Source organism: Mycobacterium scrofulaceum (assembly GCF_001667885.1).
Lineage (GTDB): Bacteria > Actinomycetota > Actinomycetes > Mycobacteriales > Mycobacteriaceae > Mycobacterium > Mycobacterium scrofulaceum_C.
In genome coordinates, this window is record NZ_LZJW01000060.1 from 101,824 (window position 1) to 123,397 (window position 21,574).

Annotated in this window: 22 protein-coding genes; 8 read left to right on the top strand and 14 right to left on the bottom strand. The window is 68.8% G+C overall.

Translation table 11 applies throughout. The features are described 5' to 3' along the window. Positions 1–20: 20 nt before the first annotated feature. Positions 21–656, top strand: coding sequence for a TetR/AcrR family transcriptional regulator (locus A5681_RS08675; RefSeq protein ID WP_067272216.1), 636 nt, complete (start codon positions 21–23; stop codon positions 654–656). 66 nt (positions 657–722) lie between these two features. Here A5681_RS08675 and A5681_RS08680 read toward each other — a convergent pair whose 3' ends face one another. The 3 genes from A5681_RS08680 to A5681_RS08690 form a co-directional block, all read right to left on the bottom strand. Beyond that, the gene (locus tag A5681_RS08680) at positions 723–1,916 is read right to left on the bottom strand and encodes an AAA family ATPase (RefSeq protein ID WP_067272219.1); all 1,194 of its coding nucleotides are present in this window, start codon (positions 1,914–1,916) and stop codon (positions 723–725) included. A gap of 33 nt (positions 1,917–1,949) precedes the next feature. Next, positions 1,950–3,542, bottom strand: a complete 1,593-nt coding sequence (locus tag A5681_RS08685; protein ID WP_067272222.1) for a Na+/H+ antiporter — start codon at positions 3,540–3,542, stop codon at positions 1,950–1,952. Positions 3,543–3,745: 203 nt separating this feature from the next. Next, complete coding sequence (locus A5681_RS08690; RefSeq protein WP_067272226.1) at positions 3,746–4,804, bottom strand: DUF5685 family protein; 1,059 nt, start codon at positions 4,802–4,804, stop codon at positions 3,746–3,748. 98 nt (positions 4,805–4,902) lie between these two features. On the opposite strand from A5681_RS08690, the gene A5681_RS08695 reads away from it, so the two are divergent. Together A5681_RS08695 and A5681_RS08700 are read left to right on the top strand one after the other, a co-directional pair. Further along, positions 4,903–5,355 (top strand): protease inhibitor I42 family protein, encoded by a 453-nt coding sequence (locus A5681_RS08695; RefSeq protein ID WP_082968271.1) that lies wholly within the window; start codon positions 4,903–4,905, stop codon positions 5,353–5,355. Positions 5,356–5,407: 52 nt separating this feature from the next. Beyond that, positions 5,408–5,887: a hypothetical protein gene (locus A5681_RS08700; RefSeq protein WP_156737906.1), complete on the top strand. Its 480-nt coding sequence runs from the start codon at positions 5,408–5,410 to the stop codon at positions 5,885–5,887. Positions 5,888–5,908: 21 nt separating this feature from the next. Here the strand turns inward: A5681_RS08700 and A5681_RS08705 are convergent, their stop codons facing one another. Continuing rightward, positions 5,909–6,673, bottom strand: coding sequence for an SDR family NAD(P)-dependent oxidoreductase (locus A5681_RS08705; protein WP_067272232.1), 765 nt, complete (start codon positions 6,671–6,673; stop codon positions 5,909–5,911). A gap of 9 nt (positions 6,674–6,682) precedes the next feature. Then, positions 6,683–7,111, bottom strand: a complete 429-nt coding sequence (locus A5681_RS08710) for a DUF1707 domain-containing protein (RefSeq protein ID WP_067272235.1) — start codon at positions 7,109–7,111, stop codon at positions 6,683–6,685. A gap of 61 nt (positions 7,112–7,172) precedes the next feature. On the opposite strand from A5681_RS08710, the gene A5681_RS08715 reads away from it, so the two are divergent. Next, positions 7,173–7,790: a TetR/AcrR family transcriptional regulator gene (locus tag A5681_RS08715; RefSeq protein WP_067272238.1), complete on the top strand. Its 618-nt coding sequence runs from the start codon at positions 7,173–7,175 to the stop codon at positions 7,788–7,790. Here A5681_RS08715 and A5681_RS08720 read toward each other — a convergent pair. The 4 genes from A5681_RS08720 to fdxA form a co-directional block, all read right to left on the bottom strand. After that, a complete protein-coding gene (locus A5681_RS08720) occupies positions 7,787–9,061 on the bottom strand; it encodes an alpha/beta hydrolase (RefSeq protein WP_067272242.1) in 1,275 nt (424 codons plus the stop codon). The genes A5681_RS08715 and A5681_RS08720 overlap by 4 nt on opposite strands. 26 nt (positions 9,062–9,087) lie before the next feature. Then, positions 9,088–10,224 (bottom strand): PPE family protein, encoded by a 1,137-nt coding sequence (locus A5681_RS08725; protein ID WP_067272245.1) that lies wholly within the window; start codon positions 10,222–10,224, stop codon positions 9,088–9,090. 15 nt (positions 10,225–10,239) lie between these two features. After that, positions 10,240–11,040: a PPE family protein, SVP subgroup gene (locus tag A5681_RS08730; protein WP_067272248.1), complete on the bottom strand. Its 801-nt coding sequence runs from the start codon at positions 11,038–11,040 to the stop codon at positions 10,240–10,242. Positions 11,041–11,165: 125 nt separating this feature from the next. Then, positions 11,166–11,492: a ferredoxin gene (fdxA, locus tag A5681_RS08735; RefSeq protein WP_067272250.1), complete on the bottom strand. Its 327-nt coding sequence runs from the start codon at positions 11,490–11,492 to the stop codon at positions 11,166–11,168. Between the two features lie 171 nt (positions 11,493–11,663). Between fdxA and A5681_RS08740 the strand changes: the two genes are divergently transcribed. Beyond that, a complete protein-coding gene (locus tag A5681_RS08740) occupies positions 11,664–12,605 on the top strand; it encodes a LysR family transcriptional regulator (protein ID WP_067272254.1) in 942 nt (313 codons plus the stop codon). A gap of 11 nt (positions 12,606–12,616) precedes the next feature. On the opposite strand, the gene A5681_RS08745 is transcribed toward A5681_RS08740, so the two are convergent. Genes A5681_RS08745 through A5681_RS08755 form a run of 3 tightly spaced genes read right to left on the bottom strand, consistent with a single transcriptional unit; the run spans position 12,617 to position 15,752 of the window. Continuing rightward, complete coding sequence (locus A5681_RS08745) at positions 12,617–13,333, bottom strand: sirohydrochlorin chelatase (protein WP_067272257.1); 717 nt, start codon at positions 13,331–13,333, stop codon at positions 12,617–12,619. Next, on the bottom strand, positions 13,330–14,067 hold the full coding sequence (locus A5681_RS08750) for a phosphoadenylyl-sulfate reductase (RefSeq protein WP_067272260.1): 738 nt from the start codon (positions 14,065–14,067) through the stop codon (positions 13,330–13,332). Before A5681_RS08750 ends, A5681_RS08745 begins: the two co-directional genes overlap by 4 nt. Positions 14,068–14,084: 17 nt before the next feature. Beyond that, the gene (locus A5681_RS08755) at positions 14,085–15,752 is read right to left on the bottom strand and encodes a nitrite/sulfite reductase (protein WP_067272458.1); all 1,668 of its coding nucleotides are present in this window, start codon (positions 15,750–15,752) and stop codon (positions 14,085–14,087) included. A gap of 421 nt (positions 15,753–16,173) precedes the next feature. On the opposite strand from A5681_RS08755, the gene A5681_RS08760 reads away from it, so the two are divergent. Continuing rightward, complete coding sequence (locus tag A5681_RS08760) at positions 16,174–16,989, top strand: lysophospholipid acyltransferase family protein (RefSeq protein ID WP_067272263.1); 816 nt, start codon at positions 16,174–16,176, stop codon at positions 16,987–16,989. On the opposite strand, the gene A5681_RS08765 is transcribed toward A5681_RS08760, so the two are convergent. Further along, positions 16,986–18,365 carry an FAD-binding oxidoreductase gene (locus tag A5681_RS08765; RefSeq protein WP_067272267.1) on the bottom strand — a complete coding sequence of 460 codons (1,380 nt, stop codon included), beginning with the start codon at positions 18,363–18,365 and terminating at the stop codon, positions 16,986–16,988. The genes A5681_RS08760 and A5681_RS08765 overlap by 4 nt on opposite strands. 16 nt (positions 18,366–18,381) lie before the next feature. Further along, positions 18,382–19,032 (bottom strand): polysaccharide deacetylase family protein, encoded by a 651-nt coding sequence (locus tag A5681_RS08770; RefSeq protein ID WP_067272271.1) that lies wholly within the window; start codon positions 19,030–19,032, stop codon positions 18,382–18,384. A 75-nt stretch (positions 19,033–19,107) separates the two neighbouring features. Between A5681_RS08770 and A5681_RS08775 the strand changes: the two genes are divergently transcribed. Together A5681_RS08775 and A5681_RS08780 are read left to right on the top strand one after the other, a co-directional pair. Next, the gene (locus A5681_RS08775; RefSeq protein ID WP_067272275.1) at positions 19,108–19,731 is read left to right on the top strand and encodes a TetR/AcrR family transcriptional regulator; all 624 of its coding nucleotides are present in this window, start codon (positions 19,108–19,110) and stop codon (positions 19,729–19,731) included. Beyond that, positions 19,728–21,554, top strand: a complete 1,827-nt coding sequence (locus A5681_RS08780; protein WP_067272278.1) for an alpha/beta fold hydrolase — start codon at positions 19,728–19,730, stop codon at positions 21,552–21,554. The genes A5681_RS08775 and A5681_RS08780 overlap by 4 nt, the downstream gene beginning before the upstream one ends. The last annotated feature ends 20 nt before the right edge of the window (positions 21,555–21,574 follow it).

The window sequence follows — 21,574 nt, forward strand, 5'->3', positions numbered from 1 at the left end:
TCAGCGTAAGGACAGCGTAGATGCGCAGACACGGCTGGGCCGGCGCGTTGCCGTCGAGCGACGAGGAAGCCATTGCGCGGATCATCGCCGCCGCGAGCCGAGCGATCGAGCGGTCGGGCGCGGACATCAAAATCACCGATATCGCTCGCGATCTCGGGGTCACCCGCCAAACGGTGTATCGCTATTTCCCGAGCACCGATGCGTTGCTGGTGGCGACGGCGCTCTCGGAAGCGGGCCCGTCCCTCGACCGGTTGGCGGCCCACTTGGAGCCCATCCACGACCCCGCCGAGGCGGTGGTCGAGGGCATCGCTCACACGCTGGAATTGCTTCCCCAAGACAAATATCTGGGGCTGCTGTTGACGTCCGAGAAGGCGGTGTCTTACTCGGCGAGCGTGACGTCCGATGTCGCGCTGTCCCTGGGGCGCTCGATTATCGATCGCTTCAACGTGGATTGGAACAGCGTCGGCATCACCGACGACAGGCGCGACGGCCTGGTCGAATTCATGCTCCGGGTTTTGCAATCGTTCATCGTCGATCCCGGACGGCCGCCGCGGTCCGGTGTCGAGTTGCGGAATTACCTGCGCCAGTGGGTGGCGCCCGCGATCACCCATTTTCAGCCCGTCGCCGGCGATTCGCGCGTGCGCTCAGGGCTTTGAGTGTGCGCTCAGGGCGGCGACACGCCGTGCGGCGCCGCCCAGGACGCACACTCGATGGGGCCTTAGTCAGCGCCTGCCCCAGTCCCACGGCGGCGTGGTCAGCAGTCCCTGACCGGCGACGCGCGTCTCGCCCCACTCCTTAAACAGCTCGATCTCGACGGCTCCGTCGGAGGAGCCGTCGGCGTCGGCCACCGGCACGGTGTCGAGGAATTCGAGCAGCGCACCCGAATGCGTGACGACCAGGACCTGCGTTCGCGCCGCGGCGCCGCGGATCAGCCCCGCCAGCGGACGCACCAAATCTGGATGCAGCGAGGTCTCCGGCTCGTTGAGCACCATCAGCGACGGCGCCTGAGGGCTCGACAGCGCGGCGGCCCACAGCAGGAATCGCAATGTGCCGTCGGACAATTCGGCCGAACGCAGCGGCCGCAGCATGCCGCGCTGCCGCAACTGCAAGTCGAACAGCCCGTCGTGGACGGCGACCGACACCGTGGCGCCATCGAAGGCCTCGGCGACGGCCTCACCGAGTCCCTCGATGCCGGCCTCGATGATCGTCTGGATCGCGGCGGCCAGGTTGCTGCCGTCGTCAGCGAGCACCGGTGTGCGCGTCCCCACCTGCGGGTGGCGCGCGGGCGCCTCCGCGTCGACCCGGAAGCCGTCGTAAAACCGCCAGCCGCGCAGGCGTTCACGCACGGCGGCCAGTTCGGGAAGCGCGTGCGGGTGGGCGTACTCGGCCAGCACGCTGCGATACAACGGCAGGGACCGGGACAATTCGTCGAATCCGCGGCCGGTTTCGGCGCTGACCTCGACGAAGCTCGCGCCCCGGCGCACCAGGGTGGTGCCGCTACGCAACACCGGGCCGGCGAACAACGCCTCGCGCTTGATCTCTGGGTCGCGGGCGAAGGCCGAGCGAGCCTGCCCCGCCGAGACCGGGATGCCGAGGTCGACAAGATAGCCGAAATCGTCTGAGGCGAAGCCCAATTCGAGGGACACCGGGCGCGTTCGCACGGTGCCCTGGACCTTGCCCGTCCGGCGTGCGCCCTTGAGCTCCTCGGGTCCTGCCCACAGCGCCGACTGCAGCCCACCCTCGCGGGCCAGCGAGGCGATCACCTCGCCGCGGCCGCAATCGGCCAGCAGCCGCAGCGCGCGGTACAGCGACGACTTGCCGGCGCCGTTGGCGCCGGTGACCACCGACAACCGACCCAGCGGGAGGATCACCTCGCGCAGCGAGCGATAGCCGCGGATGGCCACCGTCTGCAACATGGGGCCGACTGTACGGCCGACGACCGACGGGCCTTACTCCTCGTCCGCCGCGTCGAGCAATTGAACTTCCTCGAGGTCCATCTCGTTCTGCAACTCGCGCAGGACGATGTCGTCGATCAGGTTCTGGTTGCGCAGCGCGGTGATCTCGCGCCGCTTCTGCTCGAGCACGCCGAGCCGCACCCGCCGGACCAGCTCCTTCTTCTTGACGAGGTGTCCGTTCGCCGAACCGTCCTCGGTGGCCAGGGCCAGCGCGGCCTTCTCCTCGTATTCCTTCTGCAGCCGGCGCCGCAGCTCGTCGCTGACGCCGACCTCGTCGGCGACCGTCGGCAGCGCGTTGAGCGCCGCTTGGACGCCCCGGGTACGGGCGAGGTCCAGTTCCTCGACGTAGGCGACGTCATCGGGCATCTTCGCCCAGCGGACCACCGCGGGCAGCGTGGTCCCCTGAAGCAGGACGGTGGTCAGGATCACGACGACCACGATGAAGATCAGCAGGCTGCGATCGGGGAACGGCGCGCCGCTGAGGGTGGTCATCGGCACGGCCAGCGCCGCCGCGAGCGACACGGCGCCGCGGAATCCGGCCCAGGCGGTGACGAAGCGCTGACGCCAGCTGACCCGCCGTTCGCGCTGGGCCTCGCGACGATCGATCAACCGGATCAACACAACGGTGATCTCACCCCAGAAGATCCGCGACAGGATCACTACCGCGGTGACCGCGAGCGCGATGAATAACGCGTGGCGCACCCCGCCGTCCACGCCGACTATGCCGCGCAGCGCGTTGGGAATCTGGACGCCGACGAACACCCACAGCGAGCCGTTGAGCAGGAACGTGGCACTGTCCCAGAAGGCGTACGCCTGCAGGCGCGAGCGTGCCCGGATCACCACCGGACCGGCGTAGGCGAGCACGAGGGCCGAGACCATGACGGCGACGACCCCGCTACAGTCCATGCTCTGCGCCAGCAAGAAGGCCGCGAACGGCGTCAGCAGGCTCAACGCCCCTTCCTCCTGGGGTGCGTCGATCCGCTTGCGCAACAACGTCACCGCCCCGCCGACCAGCAGCCCGGCGGCGATGCCGCCCAGATAGGAGCCGACGAACCGCCCCACCAGGTCGATCGGGGTGATCGCGGAACCCCCGATCGCGACGTGGACGGTGACGGCGAACAGCACCAGGGCGGTGCCGTCGTTGATGAGACTCTCGGCCTTGAGCACGGTCACCGAACGGCGGGGCAACTTCTTCGCGAGGCCGGCGACGGCGGCGGCGTCGGTGGGGGAGAGCACGGCGCCCAGCACGGCGGCCGCGTGTGAGTCCATGCCCAGCGCGCGCGCCGTCCACGACACCGCGACGGCCGTCGCGATCACCAGACCGACACTGAGGAAGACGATGATGCGGGCATTCGCCCGGATCTCGCGGAAGCTGGTGTTCAGGCCCTCCCAGTAGAGGATCGCCGGCAGGAACAGCAGAAGCACGATCTCGCCGTTGACGTGCACGTGGGCGAAGTTGGGGATGAGGCCCAGCAACGTGCCGAGCACGATGAGCAGCACCGGGGGACCAACGCGATAGCGCCGGCCGAGAACCGTCCCGAGGATGACGGTGGAGACGAGCGCAACGATCAGGACGAGGCCAAACACCAGCCCATCCTGCCGGACATGATCGGATTGCGCGGCTTGGGGTTTGGCGGGCCCGGCGGTCAGCCCGCTTTGCCGGCGGTCCCACCCGTCACATCAGCACCTTGCGGAGGGTATGTGGTGACGCCAGAAAGTGATAGCGCCGGCGATATCAAATGCGAGACGCGTGAACTGGTCGCAGACTGACGCGTGAACTGGTCGCAGACTCAGGTGCAGTCGCAGCAGCAGTCGTCGCAGTCGCAGCAGCAATCGCAGCCCTCGCAGCAGCACCAGCAGCCGGTCCCGTCGCCGCCGCGCCGCGACTTGCGCCCCGGGTTCGGCGTGCCCTCCTCGTCCCCGGGTTGAATCGACTGGTCACCGAAGTTGATCGGCTCCTGCTGCCCGCGCGGCGTTCCGCTCTGTGCGGTGAGACCGGCTTGGGCGAAGGTGCGCTTGATCGCGCGGCGCACTTCGCTGGTCAGCAGCCGATCGACCAGGCGCCCGTCGGCGAAGGACACGTCGGCCAGCGCCAGCTCGATGCCCAGCACCGCGTCGTCGCACAGGGCGCGCGCCGCGGCCACGGGAGTTGCGGTCGCCGCCAACGGGTTCCACTTTCCGCGCGCCACGTCGTCGCGGTAGTCCTCGACCGCGTCGAGCAGGTGCGCGACCCGGCCGAACAGCCGCCCGACCTCGCGCAACGGTGCCGCGTTGTCCGGGCGGCCGGCCAGCACGGCGGTGTGCGCGAACGCCTCCGCGACGGCGGTCTCGGTGGGCTCGGTCACCAGCAACAGCGAACTGCCCGGACGAGCCTGCGCCTCGAGCGCGGCCTGGCGGTCCATCGCGGCGACGAGCACACCGGTGTCGAAGCCCAGGGTGTGACCGGTGTCGGTGCCTTGGCGCACCCAGCGTTCGGCGATGCGACGCGCCGCCGGCCGCACCCCGGCCACGCCGACCATGCCGTCGCGGTCGTCGACGTGGTCACGGACCCGGGCCGCGGCCAGCGCCAGCGACACCACCGCGGCCAGTCGCACGCAGTCGCCGGTGGCGACGTCCGCGCGCCGCATCCCGCGCAGTGGGCATGGCCCGGCCGTGCGGCGGGCCGGCTGCCCGGGCGTCTGCGCTTCGACCAGCAATGAGACCACCAGCCCGTCGTAGTTGGTGGCGATGCGGGCGGCCTGGCCGTAATCGTCGCGCAGCGCCAGACACACTCCGCACAGCTGGGCCGTCCAGGCGGCCGCCAGTTCGCCGCCGAGCCGGCGACGGCAGGGCCGAATGATGCCAAACATGCACAGAAGTTACCGGACCTTCAGCAAACGCGCGCTCGAAACGCGGGGCATCGGACGGTCCCGTGGGCGGCCGCACGGCGGGGAGGCTCCAGGCCATAATGGGCTCGATGACTGCCGGGAAGATGAAGCTCTTGGTGACCGTCGCGCTGCTCGTTTCGCCGATGTTGGTGGGCTGCCATTTCGCCTCCAGGAACCCGCCGTCGACCAAGACGCTCGAGGTGCCGATGAACGAGGTGCTCACGCAGAGCGTCGTCACGCAGAGCATCACCCTGTCCGTGGGCAACACGCTGGTCGTGAAGCTGGGGTCGAACTACACGACGCCGTACCGATGGGCGCCGGAGATGAAGATCGGGGACCCGGGCGTCCTCAAGCAGGAGAGCCACGAGTTCGTGCCGCCGAGCTCGGACGCGCTGGGGGCCCCCGGCACCGAGGTGTGGAAGTTCACGGCGTTGAAGCCGGGGACCACGACGATCGGCACCGCCTACACCAGCTTCGTCGGCAAGGACGCCAAACCGTCGTGCACATACACGGCCAACGTCACGGTGCAGTAAACGCTCTGGCAAACCGATGCGAGGGCGTCGCGCTCGGGTTACGGTCTTGAACGTGCTCGGTTTTCTCCGCAATCTGTCCGAGATCGGCAAACTCCCCAAGCCGCTGCGCGATGAGCTCGAGGCCGAGGGGTTGATCTTCAGCGCGGGCAAAGTCGGGGTGAGTCGGCACTTCGGCGGCCACGTGCCCGGCGTGTATTCGGCCTCGGGCGTGTCCCGCCTTGCGGGCGCCTTCGCGTTCACCACCGCGCGGATCCTTGCCACGCTTCCCGCCCGCGGGGACGCCAACCTGCGATCGATCGATTGCCCGTGGGACAACAGCGACGGGCCGGCCAGGGCCACGATCACCGGCAAGGGCCTCAAGCTCGAAATCGACTTGCACGGCGTCGATCCCGCTTTCAGCGGGTCGATGAGGCTGAACTACCGCAAGACGATTCCCGACGAGGTGCTGGAAAAGCTGCCGACCACGACGCTGCGTTTCCCGGTGCAGCCCGCGTTCGTGTATCGGGCGGCCGGGGTGCGGCCCAAGGATTAGTCTGCGGCTCAAAGGTTTCCGCTACGCGGCGGTGGGCCGCAGCATGCGGCCGCTGACGAGCGTCGAGACCCAACCGGGCATCAACCGTGAGCCGGTGGTCATCGCCCGATAGCGCCATCCGGGCACTACGACGGCGCGACCCCGGTCCAGCGCGCGCAGCCCGGCCGCGACGACGGGTTCGGGCGCCGCAAGCCGGCGATAAATCGCGGTGTGCGAGACGTCCGAGCCCAGCGCGTCGACAAAGCCGGTGCGGGTGGGCCCCGGGCACAACGCCGTGACCGTGACGCCCGATCCGCGGGTCTCGGCCCACAGCGCCTGGCTCAGCGACAATACGAACGCCTTCGACGCGCCGTAGGTGGCCTGGTACGGCCCGGGCTGAAAGGCGATGGTGGACGCGACATTCAAGATGCCGCCCCTTCCGCGGGCCAACATGCCGGGCAGTACCGCGTGGGTCAGCTGCACGAGCGCGTCGACGTTGACCGCCACCAACTCGCGCTCGCGCCGGGCGTCGACCTCGGCGAACGGACCGTAAGTGCCGAAGCCGGCGTTGTTGACCAACACGTCGACCTCCCGCCCGGCCAGCCGGGCCACCAGGGCGTCGACGCCGTCCTGGGTGCCGAGGTCGCCGACGACCAGCTCAACCTGCTGATCGACACGCTGCGCCACCGCGTTCAACCGATCCTCGTCGCGTCCGGCGAGCACCAAGGACATGCCCCGGCGCGCCAGCCGGTCGGCGAAAATCGCGCCGAACCCCGAGCTGGCGCCGGTGATGACGGCCAATGACATGACTACCCCTTACTTCGCAACGGTTTTCACGGCGGGGTGGATGCCCAGCGCGTGGCTGACCAGGCCGATGCCGGCACCGAGGATGGGCCAGATCGGCCAGAAGTACATCTCGCCCGTGGTCGCGGCGACGGCCGCCCACACGGTGAGCACGATGACGGTCATCAGGAGGTAAGCGCCGAGGTGGATGCGCACGCTGCGGCGGGCGGCCTCGACGCGGGCGGCGCGGCGGCGGGGGTCCGCACGCCGGATCCGCTCGATCGGCAGGTCGGCGAGGAGTTCCCGAAGCTCTCCGGTGCTGTGCGCGCCGAACACGGCTTGCACCCGCTGCTCGTACTCGGCCAGATCCAAATAGCCCTGCGCCAGCGCCTGGCCGAGGCGCGCGGCCGCCCTTTCCCGGTCGCGGTCGCCGGCGCGGGGGGTGGTGAGTTGCTGATCCATTTCGTCCCCTTCCGAAGATGTGAATGGCTTTAACATAGTCTTCAATGTTAATCTCGTCAACATGGCGGTTGGACGAAAATCATCGAGCGGGGCGAAACGCCGGGACAGCTACCACCACGGCGACCTCAAACGCGCGCTGACCAGCGCCGCGCTGTCGCTGGTGGCCGAGAAGGGGCCGAAGGGTTTCACCCTGACCGAGGCGGCGCGGCGTGCCGGGGTGAGCGCCGCCGCCCCCTACCGGCACTTCGCCGACAAGGCCGCGCTGCTGGCGACGGTGGCCGAACAGGGCTTCCGTGACCTGCACGCCGAACTGACCGACGCCGCCGCCACCGAGGACCCCAAGGAGCGGGTGGTCGACCTCGGCCGCGCGTACGTGCGCTGGGCCGTAGCCCACCCGGACCACTATCGGGTGATGTTCGGCGCCGAGCTGACGAAGGCCGACCATCCCGACCTGGCCGTCGCCGGCGAGCGGGCGTTCGGCGACCTACTCGACGCGATCGCGGCGTGCCAGGAGGCGGGCGTCGTCGACGGTCAGGACCCGCGCGAAATCGCCGCGCCGCTGTGGTCGCTGGTGCACGGTGTCGCGTCCCTGGCGATCGGCGGCGAGCTGCACACCGTCGGCATCGAGCAGGAACCGGAGGCCATCATCGCCGGCGTGGTGGCCCAACTGCTCGGCTAGGCCACGTTGGCTTGCCGGCGCGCGGCATACACCTCGGCCAGGAATTGCTCGACCGCGACCGCGGTGTGCACCGCGCGGGCCGAACCGAAGATGTCGAAAGCGTGCTGGGTGAACGGCAATTCGGCGTATACGACGGGCTGGGTGCTCACCTGCCGCAGCCGCGCGACGAACGCCCGCGCCTGCTCGACGGGCACCAGTGAGTCGTTGCGGCCATGAAGGACGAAGAATGGGGGAGCGTCGGCGGAGACGTGGTTGATCGGCGACGCGGTGATGAACGGCTGCATGTTGGTCGACGGCCGTTGCTTGACAACGGATTTGACCAGCAGCGCCGGCATCATGGGATGCATCGCGTCGTTGAACCGGGTGAAGTCGTAGATGCCGTAGAACGGCACGGCCGCCTGAACCCGGGTGTCGGCGTCCTCGAAGCCGGGCTGAAATTCCGCGAAGTTGGGGGTGAGCGCGGCCAGCGACGAGAGGTGGCCGCCGGCCGAACCGCCGGTGATGGCGATGAATTCGGGGTCGCCGCCGTACTCGGCGATGTGCGTCTTGACCCACGCCAGGGCGCGTTTGACGTCGACGATGTGGTCGGGCCAGGTGTTGCGGGGGCTGTGCCGGTAGTTGATCGACACGCAGATCCAGCCCAACTCCGCGAGGTGGCTCATCAACGGATGTGCTTGTCCGCGTTTGTTTCCCGTCGTCCAAGCGCCCCCCGGGATCTGGAAGAGCACCGGCGCCTTGCCGGTGGGGTCCAGATCCGGACGACGCCAGATGTCCAGGAAATTGGCGCTGCCGTATTCGCCGTAGCTGATGTCGGAGTCGTGGGCGTAGTCGCGGTAGATGCGCATCATCCGTAACAACCCTGGCGTCTTGGCGGTGCCGCCACCGGCCGGACGGCGCCACAGGTCGCCCGATTCGGTGAGGCGCGACGTGCCCAGGCCCTCGTCCAACGCCTCGGTCAGCGGAATGTTGGCCTTGTGCCCGGCGCGGCTGAAGTTCAGCAGGCCCAGCGCGGACAGGCTCGCCACCGTCCACGCCGCGAGTCGCACCGGCCGGTCGAGCCGGCGGGCCGTCAACGCCAAACCGCCGAGCTGGCTGGCGAGCGTTTGCAGCGGCAACTCGGTGACCACCACCCCGAACATGAACGAGAAGAGCGAGGCGTACCCGCTGCGCGCCAACGGCCGGTAAGCGTTGAGCGTGGACACCGCGGTCACCGCCGTGACCACGAGCGACCCAATTTGCCGGATGACATGCATGATTCGAGCTGTCCGCATGGGCACACCTTACGAGGTGCGTTGGGTCAGGCGAACACCGTCTTGGGCATCACCGTGGGCTTGACCCCGTACCGCGGCGTGCTTGAGGCAAAACCCCTTCCCGCCGTAGCCATCGCGGGCATCCCGGCCGGAACCGCCGTCACCGGTGCCGCCTCCTCCGGTGCCGCGGCCCAGCCGGAGCCCGCCGATGGCGAAGCGACGGGATCCACCGGCGGGGCGGCCGCCGACCAACTTCCCGGCACCGACAGTCGGCCTACCGTGGACCCCTGGCCCACGCCGGCCAGCACGGGCGCCGGGGCGACTCCGGTCGATCCGGCCGGCGCCGCCGACCCGGCCAGCACGGGCCCGACGAACGGGCCGGCACTGCGGAGGAACAGCGAGGGAACCCCGTTGACGGTGTGGCTCAGCAATACCCCGGTCGGGATCGCTTCCATGGACCACCATGCCGCCGTGTTGACCACGCCATTGATGGTGTTCTGTACCAACGGGATGTTGAAGAATCCACCGTTCGCGGCTTGGAGCGGGGCGGCGAGTTGCGACACCGCGTCCGGCGCGGCGGTAATCGCGCGCGCTAGCCCGGCTTGCGTGTTGGCGGTGGCGCCGGTGACCGCGGCGGCTTGGCGGGCCATTCCGCCCGGACTGGTGAGCGGCGCCGGGGGTGTCATCGGAGTCATCCGCCCGGCGACCGCCGAAGCGGCGGCGTAGCCGTACATGGCGGCCGCGTCCTGAGCCCACATCTCGCCGTAATGCGCCTCGGTGGCCATGATCGCTGGCGTGTTGACGCCGAGGAAGTTGGTCGCGACCAGCGCTGCCAATTGGGCTCGGTTGGCCGCGATCGCCGGCGGGGGAATGGTCATCGCGTATGCCGCTTCGAAGGCCGCCGCGGACGCGGTCGCCTGCGCGGCTGCCTGCTGGGCTTGCGCGGCGGTGGTGTTGAGCCACGTGATGAATGGCTGGGCCGCGGCGGCCGCCGACGCCGACGCGGGACCCATCCACTGCTCGCCGGTGAGCTCCGTGACCACCGACTCGTAGCCCGCTGCGGCCGTGCCCAACTCGGCCGCCAGCGCGTTCCACGCCGCGGCGGCGGCCATCATCGGTCCGGCGCCGGCACCGGCGTAGATACGGGCCGAGTTGAGTTCTGGGGGTAGTGCACCGAAATCCATTGTCTCGTCTCCCTTTCAGATGGCGGCCGGCCGGCCCATCACGGTCGGCTTCACGCCGTAGCGCGGCGCGCCAAGGCCGCCGGTTCTTCCGGCGGTTGCGAGCGCGGGCATCCCGGCCGGCACGCCGGTCACCGACGGCCCCTGGGGTGCCGGGGTGCTCGAGCCGATCATCGTGGCGGGTGCTGGGGGCGCGGCCGGCGCGTTCGTTCCCGCCCACGTGGGTGGCACCGACAGCCGGCCGACAGAGGTGGCCTGTCCGAGAGCAGCCGCGGCCGGAGCCCCAGCGGGCTGAAACGCGCCGGCGACGGGGCGCACTGTGTCCGTCAGGGTCGTCCCAGCGAGGGCGGACGACGCCGGACCCGATATCGCGTCGGGCCTGACGAGCAGGCCGCCGCCCGCCAGCGCAAGCAGGTCCGACGTCGCGGACCCGAAGTTGCCCAGCCCGACGTCGGCGATGTTGGCGAGGCCGCTGCCGGGCACGGTTGCCTGGGGCAACGCATTGGGGGCGGCAAAGGGTAGGGCAGTGGCGGCGGAGTTCGCGGCCTCGGTCGCTTGATAGGAGCCCGCGCTGGTGCTCAAGGTTTGCACGAACTGTTGATGCACGGTCGCGGCCTCGGCGTTGACCGATTGGTACAGCTCGCCGTAGGCGGTGAATAGCGCGGCCTGTAACGCCGACACTTCGTCGGCGGCCGCGGGAGCGATCGCGGTCGTCGCGGGCGCCGCTGCCGCACTTTCGGCCGTCAATGCCGAGCCCAGGGTCTCGAGCTTCCCCGCCGCGTAAAGCAGAGCTTCGGGCTGCGTGATCAGAAATGACATCGGGGTCTCCTCATGGAATTAATCGGGGAATATGGGAGTGCCCCGACTCATGGCGGCTAAGCCGCCAGTTCCATGAGTCGCCTATTGAGTTCGCGGAAAGGCGCCGCGCGTTCGCCTGAGGTGGCCTAGGTCGCCTCGGCCCGGCTTTCCAGGTTCTTGACCGCGGCCGGATCGTGCTCTGTCAGCCCGACCTTGGCCGCGCCGCCGGGGGAGCCGAGCTCGGTGAAAAAGTCGGCGTTGATCTGCGTGTACTCGCTGTATTCGCCGGGCACGTCGTCTTCGTAGTAGATGGACTCGACCGGGCACACCGGCTCGCACGCGCCGCAGTCGACGCATTCGTCGGGGTGGATGTAGAGCATCCGCGCGCCCTCGTAGATGCAGTCGACGGGACATTCCTCGATGCACGCCTTGTCCTTGATGTCGACGCACGGTTCGGCGATCACGTAGGCCACGAGCGTTGTCCTTCCGTTGTCTGGCTGGCTAATTTAGCGCGGCCGACGCGCCACCGGCCAGGGTCATCCCTTCCATGGTTCTTGCCGCGGCTGGGCGCGAGTAGGGCACGCGGCGTTGTGGAGTCACAAGCTATCGTTGTGTCACACGAATTGATTGTGATGTGATCAGCCATGCCGCTCAGCCCCCGGATGCCCGAGCTTGCCTCGTTCGAGGTGTTTCTGGCGATCGCCGAGACCGGCAGCCTGGGCCGCGCCGCGCGCGAACTCGGGCTGACGCAGCAAGCCATTTCGCGGCGGCTCGCGTCGATGGAGGCCCAGATCGGGGTCACGCTGGCGGTGCGCACGACGCGTGGCTCGCAGTTGACGCCGGCGGGCCTGATCGTCGCGGACTGGGCGCGACGGCTGCTCGAGGTCGCCACCGAGATCGACGCGGGCATGGGCTCGCTGCGCAAGGAGGGCCGCGAGCGCGTCCGGGTGGCGGCCAGCCAGACGATTTCCGAACAGCTGATGCCGCACTGGCTGTTGTCGCTGCAGGCCGAGGCGACGCGGCGCGGCGGCTCCGCGCCGCAAGTGATCTTGACGGCCACCAACAGCGAGCACGCCATCGCCGCGGTCCGGGACGGCAGCGTCGATCTGGGTTTCGTCGAAAACCCTGGCACGCCAACGGGATTGGGTACCTGTGTGGTGGGTCAGGACGAGTTGGTGATCGTCGTACCGCCCGGACACAAGTGGACGAAGCGGGCGCGGGGCGTGACGGCCCGCGAACTCGCGGACACCCCGCTCGTTGCGCGCGAACCGCATTCGGGCATCCGGGATTCGCTGACGGTGGCGTTGCGTCGGGTGCTGGGCGACGACATGGAGCAGGCCGCGCCGGTGCTGGAGTTGACGTCGGCGGCCGCGATGCGCGCGGCCGTGCTCGCCGGCGCGGGACCGGCGGCGATGAGCCGGCTGGCGGTGGCCGACGACCTGGCGGTGGGGCGGCTGAGCGCGGTCACCATCCCGAAGTTGGACCTGCGCCGCAAGTTTCGCGCCATCTGGGTGGGTGGACGCACCCCGCCGGCCGGGGCGGTGCGAGACATGTTGAGCCACATTGTGAGTCGCACCAGGGCATAGCCCGTCGACGCTCAGGCGGCGGCGTCGGCCTCCAGCGCCTCGTCGTAGCGGTCGAGCACGGTCTCGGCGACCAGCCGGTGCGCGCCCAGCGGCGCGGCCATCGGAATGCCGTTGTCCCGCGCGAAGGTTGAGACGCCGTCGGTGAGCAGGCCGGGCGCCAGGAACCAGGGGGCGACGACGAGCCGGCGCGCGCCGCGGCGGCGCAGGTGGGCGGCGGCTTTGTGCACCGACGCCTCGGGCCGGGTGGCGAACGCCGTCGTGGCCAAGGCCCACCGGGTGCCGACGGCCAGCCTGGACGCCACCTTCGCGGTGCGCACGTTGGCCGCGGCGTTGGACGAGCCGATCGCGACGACCATCACCCCGAGCTCCTCGTCGTGCGGGGAAACCCCGACTTCGGTCAGGCGTTCGCGCAGCACCGACACCAGCCGCTCGTCCTCGCCGAGGACGTCGGCCTGCCGGATGCCGTGGGCCCCGGCTTCGGCGATCTGCTTCGGGATGTCCCGTCGCGCGTGGTAGGCGCTGGCCAGCAGGAAGGGGGCGACGACGGCGCGGCGGCTATCCGGGAGGCCGGCCACGACGTCGACGAAGTTCGGCTCGTTGAGCTCGAGGAACGCCAGCCGCACGTCGAGGCCGGGGCGCATTGACGCCAGCCGGTCGGCCAGGGCGCGCGCGTTGGCGCCCGAGCGCGGGTCCCGGCTGCCGTGGGCGGTGAGGACGAGCGTGCTCATGATGCGTGTAACCCGCATTCGATCTTGTTTCGTCCCCGCCAGCGCCCACTGCGAGGATCGTCACCATCGGCCGGCTTGCTGGTGCAGGGCGCGCAGCCGATCGACGGGTAGCCCTCGTCGACCAGCGGATTGACCAGCACGTTGTTGCGCTCGATGTAGTCCTGGACGTCCTCGTCGGTCCAGGCCGCGATCGGGTTGACCTTGATGACCTTGAACGACTCGTCGAAGCTGATCAGCGGGGCGTTGGCGCGGGTGGCGGCCTCCGCCCGGCGCAGCCCGCTCACCCACGCGGCGTACCCGCGCAGCGCGCGGCGCAGCGGGAGAACCTTGCGCAGGCGGCAGCATTCGTTGGGGTCGCGGGCGAACAGGTCCTTGCCCAGCAGCTCGTCCTGCTCGGCGACGGTGTGCTCGGGCGTGACATTCAGCAGGTGGATGTCGTAAACGGACTCGACCGCGTCACGGGTGCCGATCGTCTCGGCGAAGTGGTAGCCGGTGTCCAGGAACAGCACCGGCACCCCCGGCCGCACGTCGGAGGCGAGCGAAATGACCACGGCGTCTTGCATATTGGCGGCCACCACGTACTTGCAATTGGCCCCGTCGCGAGGGCCGTCGACGCCGCCGAAGTGCTCGTCGGTCCAGCGCAGGATGTCGGTGGCGCCGGCGTCCGCCATGTCGGCCGCGCCGCGTTCCGCGAGTTTGCGCAGCTGGTCTTCGGTGAAGTTCATCGCGACCATGGCGTGGTCCTCAGCTCCTATCGCAGGTCGGCCTCGTCGGCGCGCAGGGCCCAGGTCGCGAAACGCTCACCGCCGTCGCGCTGTTCGAGGAACTTGCGGGTGACCCGGTCGATGTAGTCGACGAGCTCGTCGCTGGTGACCTTGTGCTGGCGCAGCTTTCGGCCGAATCCGCTCGCCTCGCCGAGGCCACCGCCCAGGTGGACCTGGAAGCCCTCGACGGAATTGCCCTGGCCGTCGTCGATCCACTGGCCCTTGAAGCCGATGTCGGCGACCTGGATGCGCGCGCACGAGTTTGGGCAGCCGTTGAGGTGGACGCTGATCGGCACGTCGAGCTCGGCGTCGACGTCGGCCAGTCGCTGTTCCAGCTCGGGCACCAAAGTCTGCGTGCGCACGCGGGTTTCGGCGAAGGACAGCTTGCAGAATTCGATACCGGTGCAGGCCATGGTGTTCTTGCGCCACGACGACGGCCGCGACGGCAGGCCCAGCGCGTCCAGCGCGGCGACGGTCTCGTCGACCTTGTCGTCGGGCACGTCTAGGATGACCAGCTTCTGGAACGGCGTCAGCCGGGCGCGGTCGGAGCCGACCTTTTCCATCAGGTCGGCCACCGCAGAGAGCGTCGCGCCCGAGACGCGGCCGGCGATCGGGGCGACGCCAATCGCGTTGAGCCCGTTCTTGATCTTCTGCACGCCGACGTGGTCGATGGTCTGCTTGACCGGCGCGGGCGCCGGGCCGTCGATGAGCCGACGGTTGAGGTATTCGGTTTCGAGGACCTCGCGGAACTTTTCGACGCCCCAGTCCTTGATCAGGAATTTCAGCCGCGCCTTGGCGCGCATGCGCCGGTAGCCGTAGTCGCGGAACACCCGGGTGACGGCCTCCCAGACGTCGGGCACCTCGTCCAGCGGCACCCACACGCCGACCCGCTGGGCCAGCATCGGGTTGGTCGACAGGCCGCCGCCCACCCACAGGTCCAGGCCGGGGCCGTGCTCGGGATGGTTGACGCCGACGAACGCGACGTCGTGGGTCTCGTGCGAGACGTCCTGCAGGCCGGAGACCGCGGTCTTGTACTTGCGCGGCAGGTTCGCGTACTCGGGGTTGTTCAGGGAGCGCCGGACGATTTCGTCGATCGCGGGCGTCGGGTCGAGCACCTCGTCGAGCGAATCGCCGGCCAGCGGCGAACCGTGGATGCCACGCGGGCAGTCGCCGCACGCCTCGGTGGTCTGCAGGCCCACTTCGTCTAGGCGGCGCCAGATCTCGGGGACGTCCTCGATGCGAATCCAGTGCAGCTGCAGGTTTTCCCGGTCGCTGATGTCGGCGGTGTCGCGGGCGAATTCGGTCGAAATCTGGCCGAGCGTGCGCATCGAGTGCACCGTCAACGGCTTGCCGTCGGTGCGGACCCGCATCATGAAGTACTTGGCTTCGATCTTGTCGGTGTTGTCATCGCCGGTCCAGCTGCCGTCGTAGCCCTGCTCGCGTTGGGTGTAGAGGCCCATCCAGCGGAAGCGGCCGCGCAGGTCGGAGTGGTCGATGCTGTCGAAACCCTGCCGGGAGTAGACGTTGACGATCCGGTCGCGGACGTTCAGCGGGGCGTCGTCGTTCTTGATCTTCTCGGTGTCGTTGAGCGGTTCGCGGTCACCCAGCGCCCATTGGCCTTCGCTGCGGGTCTTGGCGGGGCGTGCTGTGGTCATTGGTATCTCCTTCGCGGTGCGCACCGGCATTGGGGCTGCTGGCCGCGGCATCGACGCGATGATGTTTGTCAGATGAGCATGGGCGCTCCGTTGCGCCCACGTCTCATGGCTTCATAGTGCCCGGGTCAGGCCTAGGGGAGTAGAGGTCGCGCCGTTGTGAGGGCACAACGGTTGGTTGTGTGCGGGGTCCGCCGGTGTCACAGGCGCCACAGCCGTCCCTGGAATCGGAGATGCCCAAAGTGCCCGCCTCACAGCGACAACGCGCCGCGAGCGGCGGCCGACGCGCGGTTGTCGCTCAGAGGCGGGCACATCGCCTAATCCCTCGAAATCGGCGGCCGAAATCCGCGCCGCAAAACCCCGGTTGCCGCAGCTCGGCGGGCGTACCATCAGCTCACGCTCAACGGCGAGCGAGGGCAACGACATGAACGACACCCACACCGACTCGACCGACGTCGACAAATGGGACCGCGATCTGACCGAGCACGTCATCGCGCTGACCCGGCCGATCGTCAAACGGTATTTCCGTTCCGAGGTGCGTGGCCTGGACAACATCCCCGACGGACCGTCGCTGGTGGTGGCCAACCATTCCGGTGGCATGCTCACGTTCGACCTGTCGGTGTTCGCCGTCGACTATTACGACACCTTTGGCTACGACCGCCCGCTATACGCGCTGGCCTTCGACACCATCTTCTCCGGGCCGGCCGCCGAATTCTTCCGGCGCACCGGGGTGATCCGGGCGACGCGCGACAACGCTGCCAAGGCGCTGGCCTCCGGCGGTGTCGTGCTGGTGTTTCCGGGCGGCGACTACGACGTGTACCGGCCGACGCTGCAGGAGAACGTCATCAACTTCGACGGCCGCACCGGCTACATCACGACGGCCCTGGAGGCGAACGTCCCGATCGTGCCCGCCGTTTCCATCGGCGGGCAGGAAAGCCAGCTGTTCCTGACGCGCGGGCAGTGGCTGGCGCGGCTGCTGCGGCTCACCAAGTTCGAGCGCAGGTTCTTCCGAACGAACATCATGCCGGTCACGTTCGGTTTTCCGTTCGGGCTCAGCGTCCTCGCGCCGGTCAACATGCCGCTGCCCACCAAGATCGTCACCGAGGTGCTCAAGCCGATCAACCTCGCCGATGTCGGCGCCACCCAGGACGTCAAAAGGCTGGACGCCCACGTGCGCTGGACGATGCAGAAGGGACTCAAAGCCCTTGCCGCCCAACGCCACTTCCCGGTTATCGGCTAGGTTCCCGCGAACACCACGTCGGGGTTGAGGATGCCCGCCGGGTCGAAGCTCCGCTTGATCCGGCGCATCAGGTCGACCTTGACCGGGTCTTCGAGCTCGAGGAAGTAGGGCGTCTTGGCGCGGCCCAGGCCGTGCTCGCCGGAGATCGCCCCGCCCAATTCCATTGCCAGCGCGAAGATGTCGGTCATCAGCTTCTTGCGCGTCTCGGGGTCCTTGCAGAAGATGGCCAGGTGCACGTTGCCGTCGCCGGCGTGCCCGCAGCCCGCCGCGGCGCCGCCGGCGGCCGCCGCCAGGCCGCGCGCGGCTGACAGGAACTTGGGCATCGCGCCGCGGGGCACCACGGTGTCGATCAGGTCGTCGGCGCCGACGGCCTTCAGCGTCCAGAACGCCTTCTCGCGCGCCTCGATCAGCTTGCGGGCCGAACCGCCCTCGAGCACGTAGGCGTCCACGGCGCCCAGCTCGGCCAGCAGCTCGCCGGCCTTCTCGACGTCCTCGTCCAGCCGAGCCGCGGTCCGATTCTCCAGCGCCACAACCAGATACGCGTCGCAGCTGTCGCGGACGTTGTCCGGGATGCCGAGCTCCAGGTTCTGGGTGTGCACGAGCGCGGCCATCGTTACGTTGTCGATGTACTCCAGGATGTAGGGCGCCAGGCCGCTTCCCACGATCTTGGGCACCGCCGACATCACCTGGTCGAAGTCGGCGAACGGGGCGAGCACGGCAGCGTTGTGGTCGAGCCGCGGGTGCAGTTTGACGATCACCTCGGTGGCCAGCGCCAGGGTGCCCTCGGAGCCGACGATCAGCTGGGTCAGGTCGTAGCCGGTGGAGATCTTGGCGATCCTGCCGCCGGTGCGGATCAGTTCGCCGGTCGGCAGCGCCGCCTGCAGCCCGAGCACGTTCTGGCGGGCGATGCCGTACTTGACCGCGTTCATGCCGCCGGCGTTGGTGCCGACGTTGCCGCCGACGCTGGACGACAGCTCGCCGGGGTGAACCATGTAGCGCAGGCCGGTGTCGGCGGTCGCGGCGTCCAGCTCAGTGAGCGTCACCCCGGGTTGGACGACGGCGACCTGGTTGGTGGTGTCGACCTCGAGGACGGCTTTCATCCGTTCGAAGGAGATCAACAGCCCGTCGGCCCGCGGGATCGCCGCGCCCGACAGGCCGGTGCCCGACCCGCGGGCCGTCACCGGCACGCTGTTGTCCGACGCGGCCTTCAGCAGCTGCGAAACCGCTTCCGCGGAGGCCGGTTTGGCGACCCACGCCGGCCGTTGCGGCGGCTTGGTCAACACCTCGTCGTGCCAGTAGTCCTCGGGGATGGCGTCACCGGTCACCAAATTGTGTTGGCCGACGATCTCGGCGAAGCGTGCCGTCATGTCGCTCATGGGAGCCTCCTCCGGTTCACCTTATCGCCGCAGTGAGGTGATCGAGGGCCGCTCGCATCCGGCCGCGGACGATCGGCACGCAATCGTCGGGGAGGTCGGTGGTGACCTCGACGCCGGAGTCGTCGAGGTCATCGAGAAACCTCGGGAGTTGCTCCATCGCGCCGGTGGGCAGGTCGTGCAGGACGATCACGGTGTGCTGCTGGCTGCGGGTGTCGGCGAGCGCCCGGTCCACCCAGCCGTGGGGGTCGGCCCAGTCGCGCGGGACGCTGTTCCACAGGACGCAGGTGTATTTCTCCGCGATCAGGTGCTCGATCGCCGTCGGATTCAGGCAGCGCCGGTCGAGCGCGCCCTCCGTGCCCCACGGCCTGAAGTAGCGGTCGGCGTCGGCGAACTCGTCCAAAAGCTCTTGCGTGCTGCGGATTTCGTGCAGGGTCTCCGCGGGGGAGAGCTCGCCGAGGGGCCGGGCGTGGGTGAAGGAGTGATTGCCGATCCGGTGCCCCTCGCGCACGGCCCGCTCGAGTAGCCGGCGTCCCGCCGCCGGGCGCATGTTTTCGCCGACGACGAAGAAGATGGCGGACAGCTGACGCTGGGCGAGGTCGTCGAGCACCCGGTCCGTGACACCGGGCGTCGGGCCGTTGTCGAAGGTCAGGGTGATTTTCAGTGGCATCGATCCCCAGCCTACCTTGCCTGACTGATCGATCAGGCAGTATCGTGACCGGAAGCGGACGAATGAGACGAGGCGATGTTGACCGCCGCAGCGCCAAAGACAACCACCGCCGGCGACGCCCGGCAGCGCATCCTGCAGACGACGATCCGGTGCTTCTGCGCGTACGGCTACGAAAAGTCCTCGATGAAGCTGATCTCGACGAGGGCCGGCGTCTCGCAGACGCTGCTGCACTATCACTTCGAGACCAAGGAAAAGCTGTTTCAGGCGGCGATCGACGACATGGCCAAGCGCATGTTCGCCACCGCGTCGAAGCAACTGCCGCACACGGTGTCGGTGCGTGCGGGTCTGACCGAGGCGGCCGGTCTGATCTACGCCCTGTTCATCGACAACATCGACGCGGTCACGTTCATGGTTGAGTTCGCCGCGGCGGCCAACCACAACGACTTCTTGCGGACCGCGTATGTCGACTATCGCGACACCCAGCGTCGGCAGCTCGGCGAGGCGCTGCGCCGGATCGCCGGTAAAGACGTGCCGCAGCGCCTGATCGACGAGTCGGTGCGGCTGTTCGAGACCGTGCTGTTGGGCATGTCGATGCAGCGGCCGTTCGTTTCCGACACGTCGGGTTTCCGCCGCGACTTCGACGTGTTCGCCCAACTGCTCGCCGCTCGCATCACCGAAGGATTGGAACCGGAGCGATGACCACGAATCTGGCCGATCAACCGATGGTCGAAGACGCGGTGACCGGATCGGGCGGCAAACGAATCTTCCTGCGCCGCTACGAGAATCGCAACGCCGACTACGTCCTGGTGCTGGTGCACGGCACCGCCGGCAACAGCGAGAGTTACCACGCGTTCGCCGAGCACATGCGCCGCAACTACCGGGCTGCCGTCTATTCGTTCGACCTGACCGGGCACGGCCGCACCGAGGGCGAACCGGGCGTGTTCAGCTTCGAAGACTTCCTCGAAGACACGAGGGCCGTCACGGATTACGCGGCGCGGCGCACGTCGCTGCCCGTCGTCCTGCACGGCGCGAGCCAGGGCGGGGAAGTCGCATTCCACGCGCTCGACGCGTGCCCCGCCGTGACCGCGGGCGTGTGCATGAACATCCTGCTGAACCACGAGACGCCGATGAGCCCGGCGATCCGATTGTTCCAGTCACGCCCGGCCACGTGGGCGGCGGAAAAGCTCGGCGATCGCCTGCGCGTCCCGTTGCGGCGCGTCATCGACTTCAAGGCCGCCTACCAGGAAGACCCCGGGCTGCTGGACACCAAGAAGAAAGACCCGTTCTACGTCTGGCGGTACGGCCTTAGGAGCTACCACTCGGTGTTCAACTACGTGCCGCCAAAACCCGCCGCCGCCAACACGAAACCCGTCCTGATCACCTGCGGCGAGCACGACGAGGTCGTCGGCGCCGAGCACTGCCGGGCCTGCTTCGAACGGATCGGCGGAACCAAGGACTTCTTCATGATGCCCGGCGGCGGCCATCAGCTCATGCTGTTCGACACGGCCGTCTACAGCCGGGTGATCGACTCGTGGATTCGCGAACGCGTGCTCGCGCAGGCGCCGTCGTGGGAGCCGCCGATCGAACTCGAGCAGCGGCGTTTCTTCGAGTTCCTCGATCGGGAACGGGCCAACGACGCGGCGGGCGAGCCCGAGTACCGCTATTCGGTGATCGACCGCGCGCTGATGCGGATCAGCAACGGCACGATCGAGCGCGGGGTGCGGTACTTCTCCAACGCCGAGGTCAGCGAGCAGTGGCGCTTCACCGCCGACCTCGTCGGCGAAATCGACTACGCCGCATGGGACTTCCTGCGCGACTACCTTCCGTCCGTCGATGGTCGGCGCCCGAGGATGGCGGTGGTCGGTTGCGGCGGCGGCGGGGCGATCGCGGGGCTGCGCGAACGGTATCCGCAGCTAGCCCAATGGGACATCGTGGGCGTCGACGTCGACTACAAGTCGATCAACGCGGCCCGCAAGCGCTTCGCCGACACGGCCGGGGTCACCTTCGTTGTCGGTGACGCGCGTGACCCGGAGGTGTTGGAGGCCAATCGCTTTGACCTGGTCTACCTGCACGGGGTGCTCGACCACTGCACCGAGCACCGCCGCCTGATGGACAGCGTGTTTCGCGCGCTGAGGCCCGGCGGGCGGATGTTCTACGTCGCGCCGGACCGCAACGTGTGCACGTGGCTGTGTTTCGTGACGGTCGGGCCGCTGTTCGTGTTCGGGCTGCACAAGCCGAACCACGACTTCCGGCGATTCCCTCGCCCCGCCGAGTTGAACGCCCTGCTGACGCGGGCCGGTTTCGAACTGCTGCCCAGGAGGGGCCGCCCCGGCGCCCCCGCTATGGTCGGGGTCGAATACAAGTCGGGGATGAACCCGTTCCCGGTCAAGAAGTCGGTGCGCACCCGCGCGCTCGGCGACGAGATCTTCGAGCACACTGAGCCCAGGTGGTGGCTGAAGAACGGGTTCGTCGGGGAGTATGCGGGGGCGGCCCAAAAACCGCCGCGGAACGCCGCTGTTTGACGCCTGTCAAGGAGCGGGTT

Coding starts and splice junctions, on each gene's coding strand:
- A5681_RS08720 (WP_067272242.1), bottom strand. CDS start 9,061: ATGCGGACAGCTCGAATCATGCATGTCATCCGGCAAATTGGGTCGCTC.
- A5681_RS08760 (WP_067272263.1), top strand. CDS start 16,174: ATGAACGACACCCACACCGACTCGACCGACGTCGACAAATGGGACCGC.
- A5681_RS08750 (WP_067272260.1), bottom strand. CDS start 14,067: ATGGTCGCGATGAACTTCACCGAAGACCAGCTGCGCAAACTCGCGGAA.
- A5681_RS08675 (WP_067272216.1), top strand. CDS start 21: ATGCGCAGACACGGCTGGGCCGGCGCGTTGCCGTCGAGCGACGAGGAA.
- A5681_RS08740 (WP_067272254.1), top strand. CDS start 11,664: ATGCCGCTCAGCCCCCGGATGCCCGAGCTTGCCTCGTTCGAGGTGTTT.
- A5681_RS08690 (WP_067272226.1), bottom strand. CDS start 4,804: ATGTTTGGCATCATTCGGCCCTGCCGTCGCCGGCTCGGCGGCGAACTG.
- A5681_RS08765 (WP_067272267.1), bottom strand. CDS start 18,365: ATGAGCGACATGACGGCACGCTTCGCCGAGATCGTCGGCCAACACAAT.
- A5681_RS08695 (WP_082968271.1), top strand. CDS start 4,903: ATGGGCTCGATGACTGCCGGGAAGATGAAGCTCTTGGTGACCGTCGCG.
- A5681_RS08745 (WP_067272257.1), bottom strand. CDS start 13,333: ATGAGCACGCTCGTCCTCACCGCCCACGGCAGCCGGGACCCGCGCTCG.
- A5681_RS08730 (WP_067272248.1), bottom strand. CDS start 11,040: ATGTCATTTCTGATCACGCAGCCCGAAGCTCTGCTTTACGCGGCGGGG.
- A5681_RS08710 (WP_067272235.1), bottom strand. CDS start 7,111: ATGGATCAGCAACTCACCACCCCCCGCGCCGGCGACCGCGACCGGGAA.
- A5681_RS08755 (WP_067272458.1), bottom strand. CDS start 15,752: ATGACCACAGCACGCCCCGCCAAGACCCGCAGCGAAGGCCAATGGGCG.
- A5681_RS08780 (WP_067272278.1), top strand. CDS start 19,728: ATGACCACGAATCTGGCCGATCAACCGATGGTCGAAGACGCGGTGACC.
- A5681_RS08705 (WP_067272232.1), bottom strand. CDS start 6,673: ATGTCATTGGCCGTCATCACCGGCGCCAGCTCGGGGTTCGGCGCGATT.
- A5681_RS08680 (WP_067272219.1), bottom strand. CDS start 1,916: ATGTTGCAGACGGTGGCCATCCGCGGCTATCGCTCGCTGCGCGAGGTG.
- A5681_RS08775 (WP_067272275.1), top strand. CDS start 19,108: ATGTTGACCGCCGCAGCGCCAAAGACAACCACCGCCGGCGACGCCCGG.
- A5681_RS08770 (WP_067272271.1), bottom strand. CDS start 19,032: ATGCCACTGAAAATCACCCTGACCTTCGACAACGGCCCGACGCCCGGT.
- A5681_RS08725 (WP_067272245.1), bottom strand. CDS start 10,224: ATGGATTTCGGTGCACTACCCCCAGAACTCAACTCGGCCCGTATCTAC.
- A5681_RS08715 (WP_067272238.1), top strand. CDS start 7,173: ATGGCGGTTGGACGAAAATCATCGAGCGGGGCGAAACGCCGGGACAGC.